Genomic DNA, 7,881 nt, shown 5'->3' on the forward strand with positions numbered 1-7,881 from the left:
GCTGGAGATGCCCGTCACCTCCATCTGATAGACCCTCGGGGCCGTCTTCACCCCGAGGAGTCTGTCCTTGCAGCCTCATCTTCTTCGCCTCCTGGCCTTCGTGGCCGGGGGGTTCCTGCTTGTCATTGCCTCACCGCGCGCGGCCCACGCGATGCCCCCCGGGGGAACCCAGCCCGGCCATGTGCTGCCGCGGCTCAACGGCTTCTCGCAGTCCTCGGCGGTCCTGCCTCCCGGCGGCACCGCGGAGGTGGGCATCCTGGCCACGGATCCCCACGGGAATCCGCTGACGTTCTCCTGGGACGCCAGCGCGGGCACCCTGGGGACGCAGGTGGACACCGGGACCTCGAGCCTCCAGACCTGGACCGCGCCGCAGTGCCTGGCGGAGGACACCACGCCGGTGGCCGTCACGGTCACCAGCAGCCATGGCCAGTCCATCTCTTCGTCGTTCGGCTTCAGCGTCGCCCAGGACCTGGCGGTGAACCGTCAGCCGCCGTTCGTGGACTCGGGCTTCGAGCTGCTGGAGAACGCTGGCGCCGCGTCCTGGCAGGAGCTGTGGTTGACCGCTCCTTTGGCCCCCAGGTCCCCGGAGCGCATCGTGTTCGCGACGGACCAGGAGCTGAGCGTCACCTTCATCGCCAAGGAATCGGAGGCCACGCACGCGTTCGGCTACGTGTACTACGACGACCTCGTCGCTCGCGGCTACGTCAACGCCCAGGGCGACCTGGTGGATGCCAACGGCAATGGCATCGCGGACCTGCACGAAGACCTCTACAACCTGGCCCCGCCCTCCGGCGTCCAGGCCCGCCCGTACATCGGCGTGAGCCCCCGCTGTAGCCGGACCTTCACGTCCGGTGGCTTCCTCTTCCGCCAGCCGGAGCTGGCGCTCAACTCGGTCTGCGCTTCGGCCTTCTTCACCAGCCAGGACCTGACGGATGCCCGTCCCGGCCGCACCTCCTCCGCCTACAACATCACCGCCGACATCGTGGGGACCGTCCCCCCCGTTCCCTCCGCGAACGCGGGCACCGGCTTCTCCGACAACGGCCTCTTCCCGCACATCCCCAACCTGCTGGAGCCCGCCCACCCCACCAACAACTTCATGGGAATGGGCTCGCTGGTCTTCCTGAGCACCGAGGACGACAGCAACCTGACCACCTATCGCGCGATGGGTCTGGTGCCGGACGCCGATGATTTCGAGGACGGCATCCCGGACTACGACGTGTCCCGGTACGACACGCGGGGCCTGGTGCGGTCCGTCAACCCGGATCCGGGCATCACCCGCAAGGACCGCACGGTGGACCTGGGGCTCATCCAGGGAGGCAAGGAGATGGTCTTCTTCCTCGTCACCGCCTTCGACGCGGCCCACTACCTGGACGACGGCACCGTCTTCCCGTGCCTGCGCAGGGACGCCAACCTCAAGTGCACGCTGCACCTGAAGACGCCCCTGTCCGTCTTCTTCTCCAAGGCGAAGTGGAACCTGGATCAGGACCCCGTGGGCCGGATGCCGACGCTGCAGCGGAACATCGGCTGCGCCTTCTCCGACCAGTGTGACCCGGACCACGCCCAGTCCTCCTCGAAGGCCTGCGCCGTGGTGGCGACCAGCCAGAAGCTGTGTGGCTGGATGGATTCGTTCGTGCTGCAGCGCATGGCGGATCCGTATTACGGGCGTCTCGTCCTTCCCAAGGAAGGCGCCACCGTCCCCGCGTCGGGCAACCTCCGCATGCCGCACGTGCTGATGACGGCGCCCACGACCCTGCCGGGCCAGTGGCTCATGGGCTTCGAGGACCTCAATGGCGGCGGCGACCGCGACTTCAACGACGCCGTCTTCCTGTTCCAGGGTCAGGCGCCCAGCGCCGCGCGCTCGAAGGTGTTGAACCCTCCGGACGCAAGCTGCGCCGTGTCCCGCGTGCGCTTCACGAAGACGGACACCGTGCCGACAGGCTGCGCCACCAGCCAGCCCGCGCCCTCCTATGCGCTGGCCACCGACTGCCAGGTGTGCGGCGACGGCGTCTGCGCATCCAACCCCACGCCCACCTGGCACCCGCTGCCGCTCATGCGCGGGGCGGACAGCGTCACCGTGGATGTCTCCGGCACGCCCGGCAACCAGCTCTGCTGGAAGGTCACCCACCCCGGTGACGCCCCCGCCTGCCTGCCCGCGGCGGTCCAGGTGAACGTGGGCTACGAACTCACGCCCGTGGCCCCCTGAGCGGGCCGCCATTTTCCGGACACCCGGCGCCCCGGTCCCCTGGTGTGGGGGCCGGGGCGTGCCCACATCCCTGCTGGATGTGATCCGCCCTGTGCCCGGGTCGGAGGGCAGGCAACCCTCCCTTGGGGGCACCCGGAAGAAGTGTCGGAACCCCTCGCTGTAAAAAGTGCCGGGTTCCGCCCTAAGCATTGGGGCCGTTTCGCGCAACGCCCTGGAATCATTGAGGTTGCCCGCCGGCTGGCATTGGCCCGTGCGTTGCTAAAGGTCTCCCCGTCGCAGCAAACGGCGGTCGCACACACCGCCCTCTTCCCCGAGAGAGACCCCCATGCAGACCTCCAGCTCCTTCTCTTCCGCCGACTCGCTCTCCACGTACCTCTCGGAGATCAACCAGTACCCGCTGCTGAACCCGCAGGATGAGCAGTCGCTGTCTCGCGCCTTCCGCGCGGGCGACCTGTCCGCGGGCCACCGCCTGGTGACGAGCAACCTGCGCTTCGTGGTGAAGGTGGCGTACGAGTACCGCTCCTACGGCCTGAAGATGTCCGACCTCATCCAGGAGGCGAACATCGGCCTGATGAAGGCGGTGCAGAAGTTCGACCCGGAGAAGGGCATCCGCCTCATCTCCTACGCGGTGTGGTGGATCCGCGCGTACATCCAGAACTACGTGCTCCGCAACTGGAGCCTGGTGAAGCTGGGCACCACGCAGGCGCAGCGCCGGCTGTTCTTCAGCCTGGCCCGCACGCGCCGCGAGCTGGAGAAGCTGGGCGCCGGCGACGGCCACATCGTCAACGCGGACGAAATCGCCAAGAAGCTGAACGTGAAGCCCACGGAAGTGCGTGAGATGGAGCAGCGCATGGGCGGCCGGGACCTGTCCCTGGACGCGCCGGTGGGCGAGGACGGCGACGCCACGCACCTGGACTTCGTGGAGTCCGATGCCGCGTCCCACGCGGACGAGGTCGCCGACCGGCAGCAGGCGGGCCTCACCCGCAACCTGGTGCAGCGCGCGCTGACGCGCCTGGATCCGCGCGAGCGCTTCATCATCGAGCAGCGCGTGATGAGCGACTCGGAGATGACCCTGAGCGAGCTGGGCGAGCACTTCGGCTTCTCCCGCGAGCGCGCCCGCCAGCTGGAGATCCGCGCCAAGGACAAGCTGAAGGCGGAGCTGGCGAACCTGATGGCCGAGGCCGGCCTGGACCAGGCCGAGCTGGCCGCGTAACGCGCGGGTAGCAACAAGGCTGCGACACGGCACGGCCCCGTCCCCTCGCGTTGGGAAGCGCGAAGGCACGGGGCCGTGGCATGTCTGGAGTCACGGTGACCGGGGCACGCCGGGCGAGGACTCGCCGCTCTCCGCCGGTGCGGGCGCGGCCGGCTGCGCGCGGGACGTGGCGTCGATGCGCAGGGCCTGCGGCTCTCCGCTGCTCGCGTCCGTGCGGTAGGAGGCGCGGACCTGCGCGCCCTCCTGGATGTCAGCGGCGCTCGCGGCCCGGCCGTCCACCTGCACCTGCGTGCCGGGGCCCACCTTCAGGCGCAGCCGCGGCTCTCCGCGCTGGCTGACCAGCACCTCCTGGGCGCTCGCGCTGAGCACGTCGCCGGAGATCTGCTGCTCCTGGGCGGGTGCCGCCCGCGAGTTCTGGGCGATGGCGGCCTGCTGGGTGGCGGCGTTCGGATTCGCGGCCTGTTGCTGCCAGGCGTCCTGGGTCGCGACGCGCTGGTTCGCGGCGGCGTTCTCGTTGGAGGCCTGCTGCTGCTGCGTGGTGAAGTTCTGCTGCGCCTGGCGCTGGGCGGCCAACGCGCTGGCCTGGGCCTGCTGGGCCACGGACTGGGCCTGCTGGGTGCGCGCCTGCGCCTGCTGCTGGCTGGCCTGGGCCTCCTGGGATTCCTTCTGGGCCTTGGCCTGGGCCTCCTGGAGCTCCTGCTGCTTGTGCTGCACGTCCTCCTGGGCGCGGGCGGCCTCGCGCTGCTGACTGGAGGCCTCCTTCTGCGCGTCACGTGCGTCGTCGAAGGCCTTCTCCGACTGGAGCTGGGCCTGCTCCACCTGCTGTCCGGGGGTGTTCTTTTCCGCGGTGTCCTGGCGGGAGCGGTCTCCGTCCTGGCAGGCGGTGGTGCCCACTACGAGTGCGGCGACTCCGGCACCCAGCCATGCTGCGCGCGATTTCATGGGGTTCTCCTGTCAAAGGGATGACAGGGCAAAGATGGCGGTGGCCCGTGGAGCGCCAAGCCATCCGTTGGCGAGCGCCCGCCCGGCCGCCCGCCCTGCGGCAGACAGTCACTTTGGGGCTACCGCGTCCGGAAGAATGGCGATAAGGGGCGCCCCCCCATGCGCGCCTGCGGACTCGACTTCGGAACCAGCAACACCGCCCTGGCCCTGCCGGACGGCACCGTGTTGCCGCTGCAGCCCCACACCCCGGAGCCCCGGCTGTTCCGCTCCGTGCTCTTCTTCGCGGAGGAGGAGCGGGAGGTCTTCACGGGCGCGGGCGCCATCCAGCGCTACCTGGAGGACAACAACGGCCGGTTCATCCAGTCCGTGAAGTCCTTCCTGCACAGCTCGTCCTTCCGGGCCACGCAGGTGAAGGGGCGCACGTACACCATCGAGGACCTGGTGGCCATCCTGCTGCGCCGCGTGCGCGAGGCGGCCGGGGCGCACCTGGGCGAGCCGCCGGACGCGGTGGTGCTGGGCCGGCCCGCGGTGTTCACGCCGGATGCGGATGCGGACGCGCTGGCGGAGAAGCGGCTGCGCAAGGCGGCGGAGATCGCGGGCTTCACGCACGTGCAGTTCCTGATCGAGCCCATCGCGGCGGCGCTCGCGTACGAGGCGCGGCTCGAGAAGGACGAGCTGGTGCTGGTGGCGGACTTCGGCGCCGGCACGACGGACCTGACGTTGATGCGGCTGGGGCCGTCGCGGCGAGGGAACCTGGACCGCAGGCCGGACGTGGTGGGGTCCACGGGTGTGCGCATCGGTGGTGACCGGTTCGACGCGGAGATCATGCGGCACAAGCTGCTGCCGAAGTTCGGGGCGGGGTCCACGTACAAGGTGAAGGGCTTCAGCCACAAGCGGCTGCCCATTCCGCAGCACGTGCTGGCGAAGCTGCTCAACTGGCACGAGATGTCCTTCATCCGGGAGAAGTCCACGCAGGAGCTGCTGGAGGTGATGCTCGACACGAGCGACCACCCCGCGGAGATTCAAGCGCTCTACGACCTGGTGATGGACAACCTGGGCTACCGGCTGTTCCGGGCGATTGAAGCGACGAAGGTGAAGCTGTCGAGCGAGGACGTGGCGACCATCGACTTCGAGGACGCGCGCATCCACCTGCACGAGCCGATGACGCGGGCGGAGTTCGAGACGGCGAGCCGCACGTTGTTGGATGAACTGTCGCAGTGCACGGAAGGGCTGTTGGCGAAGCACCCGGAGGCCAGGGAGATTGACGCGGTCTTCCTGACGGGCGGTTCGTCGCAGATTCCGGCGGTGCGGGAGCTGTATGTGAAGCGCTTCGGAGAGGACCGGGTGCGCACGGCGGACGCATTCACCTCCGTGGCGGAGGGCCTGGGCCGCGCGTCCGCGTGGCTGACGGGGTGAGCCATGGCGGCACAGGCAGCACGGCGACGGTGGCTTCAAGTCGCGGCCGTGCTGTCCCTGTGCGCAGCGTGTGTCGGGCCCACGGACCGGACCTTCGTCACGGGGCGGATTTTGCCCCGGCAGATCCGTTTCGTGACTCTGAGGGAAGCAACGCCAGGAGAAGAAGGCGGTCAGCGCTCCGCCTGCATCCACATCCGGATTACTCGCGCCAACACCAGCGAGACCGTGCTGTGCAGGTTCGGCGTTGAAACGCCCCTGCGAACCCACGAAGGCGTCCTCTCACTACCGCTGGCGCAGCGCATCGCGACGGACCGTATCAATGAGGCCTCTCAGGCAGTCTTCGGCTCCGCCACCGTCGACTCACCGCTCGGAATGCTTTGTGAGTTGATGAAGGCACAGCTGCGAACGACCTTCGAGGCGTCCCTTGCTGGAGCCCGGTTCAGGGCGCAATGCGATGAACGGGCGCCTCCGGTGCTGTTCGGACACGTGACTCTCTGACGCTGGAGCCCCCGCGCCATGCCTCCCAGCACGAATGAACTGCTGACTCTCGCTCGCCATTACTGGCCTGCTTCGTACGAGGAGTCCCTGGACGACGCCCATCCTGAACACAAGCGCCGCCAAGAACGTTGGGAGCAGGTGCGACAGCAGAATGAGCGCTGGGATGCATTCCGGCGGCAGCTGGGCATGCTGCTGCCAGACTTCACCCTGGCGGAAGCCAGCACGACCTCCCAGGCCTCCTTGCGCTGCGCCGTCTATCCCGCGAAGGGAATCCCCATGAAGCCCGTGCCCTGGGCCCTCGTGGGCTGCATGAGCATCCTGGCCCCGGTCTACACGGTGTATGGACTCACGTTCGACTACGCGGGACGCAAGCGAGGCAAGGCCCACCTGCACCTGCCGCCCTTGCCCGCGCCCATGAGCGACACCTCGCGCATCATCGCCCGGGAACTGGAGGCCCACTTCCACGTCACGCCGCTCCCGCCCGAAGTCGCAGCCCTTCCCGTCCCCGTCGCCGTGGAGTGGACGCGTCCACCCCAGACCACCCTGTTCGACGCCCTCTTCGACAGCGCCCCCACCATCGTCCCGTGAGCGGGGGCCGACTACGGGGCGCCACCGTCCAACACGGCCCCATCCAGGATTCCCGCATCCACGGACGGAGGCGCTGGCAGTGCCTCCGGTTCCGCGCCCACACTGCGCCGCAAAATCCGACCGTCGAGGCCGACCGCGTAGCGGGCGCCAGTGTCCACGCCAATGAAGGCGTCGCCACAGGAGCCTGGGGCCTCGTGGATCAGGATGAAGAAGACGTCTCCCTGACGGATGACACGGTAGCGATACGCCTCCGGTCTTCCCCAGCACGGCGTGTCCTTGGACTGCTTCGGGAAGAAGTCCTCCATGGCGATCTGGACGGCCCTGAGCAGGTTGCCGTCCAGCACATACGCCTGCTCATTGCCCCCCACCTGTACTGCGGACTGCGCATGGAACGGCGGAAACGCGATGCTCCGGTCTCCCTCCCAGGCAGAGGGCCGGGCTCCCTGTCCTCGCAGGCAACCCGCCAGGAGCAGCGCTCCGACCACCACGGTGATGGCCCGACCGGCGCTCAGGGCCCCACGTCCACCGTGCGCGTCGTCCAATCCGTGCCTCCACGACCATCGCGGGCCACGACCCAGACAGTGATGCGCTCGGGCGTCTTGGCTGTCGTGTAGGTCGTCGTCGGGTCGCCGGGCTTGCCGTCCACCGGCTCCAACGAGCGGAACGACCCCACCTCGCCCTCGCCCGTCGCGAACCAGCTGTAGAAGACCTGCTCCGTCCTCAGCCCGTCCGCCGTGGAATAGGACTCCTCGCTGCCCTCTCCCAGCACCGGCGTGAACGTCACCTCCGCGTCCAGCGGCAGCGGCCCGGACAGCGGCGCGTCGTTCCACAGCACGTCCTGCATCACCGGGTTCTGGTTGGGCGTCTCCGTCGAACGCAACGTGATGCGCCGCACGCCCCGCTCCACTCCCTCCGGCGTCCCGCTGCCGTCCGTCGCCTCGTACCCCACGAAGAGCGGCAGCCCCGCCTGCAACACCTGCTGCACCGCCGGGTCGTTGAAGTCGAACGAGCCTCCCTGCCC

6 protein-coding genes and 1 pseudogene are annotated in these 7,881 nt (G+C 69.0%); 4 read left to right on the forward strand and 3 right to left on the reverse strand.

All coding sequences use genetic code 11. The features are described 5' to 3' along the window. Positions 1–67 precede the first annotated feature (67 nt). The gene (locus tag D7Y11_RS25880) at positions 68–2,203 is read left to right on the forward strand and encodes a DUF4114 domain-containing protein (protein WP_126935039.1); all 2,136 of its coding nucleotides are present in this window, start codon (positions 68–70) and stop codon (positions 2,201–2,203) included. Positions 2,204–2,528: 325 nt separating this feature from the next. After that, positions 2,529–3,416, forward strand: coding sequence for an RNA polymerase factor sigma-32 (locus tag D7Y11_RS25885; RefSeq protein ID WP_121752106.1), 888 nt, complete (start codon positions 2,529–2,531; stop codon positions 3,414–3,416). Positions 3,417–3,506: 90 nt separating this feature from the next. Here the strand turns inward: D7Y11_RS25885 and D7Y11_RS25890 are convergent, their stop codons facing one another. Next, the gene (locus tag D7Y11_RS25890) at positions 3,507–4,358 is read right to left on the reverse strand and encodes a hypothetical protein (protein WP_126935040.1); all 852 of its coding nucleotides are present in this window, start codon (positions 4,356–4,358) and stop codon (positions 3,507–3,509) included. Positions 4,359–4,517: 159 nt separating this feature from the next. Between D7Y11_RS25890 and D7Y11_RS25895 the strand changes: the two genes are divergently transcribed. Further along, on the forward strand, positions 4,518–5,774 hold the full coding sequence (locus D7Y11_RS25895; RefSeq protein WP_126935041.1) for an Hsp70 family protein: 1,257 nt from the start codon (positions 4,518–4,520) through the stop codon (positions 5,772–5,774). Positions 5,775–6,410: 636 nt separating this feature from the next. Further along, positions 6,411–6,860, forward strand: a complete 450-nt coding sequence (locus tag D7Y11_RS25905) for a hypothetical protein (protein WP_233604851.1) — start codon at positions 6,411–6,413, stop codon at positions 6,858–6,860. 11 nt (positions 6,861–6,871) lie between these two features. On the opposite strand, the gene D7Y11_RS25910 is transcribed toward D7Y11_RS25905, so the two are convergent. Together D7Y11_RS25910 and D7Y11_RS25915 are read right to left on the reverse strand one after the other, a co-directional pair. Continuing rightward, complete coding sequence (locus D7Y11_RS25910; RefSeq protein ID WP_126935042.1) at positions 6,872–7,402, reverse strand: hypothetical protein; 531 nt, start codon at positions 7,400–7,402, stop codon at positions 6,872–6,874. After that, a pseudogene (locus tag D7Y11_RS25915) lies at positions 7,369–7,881 on the reverse strand (hypothetical protein); the annotation flags it as partial. The gene D7Y11_RS25910 and the pseudogene D7Y11_RS25915, both read right to left, overlap by 34 nt.

Source organism: Corallococcus sp. AB018 (genome assembly GCF_003986945.1).
Lineage (GTDB): Bacteria > Myxococcota > Myxococcia > Myxococcales > Myxococcaceae > Corallococcus > Corallococcus exiguus.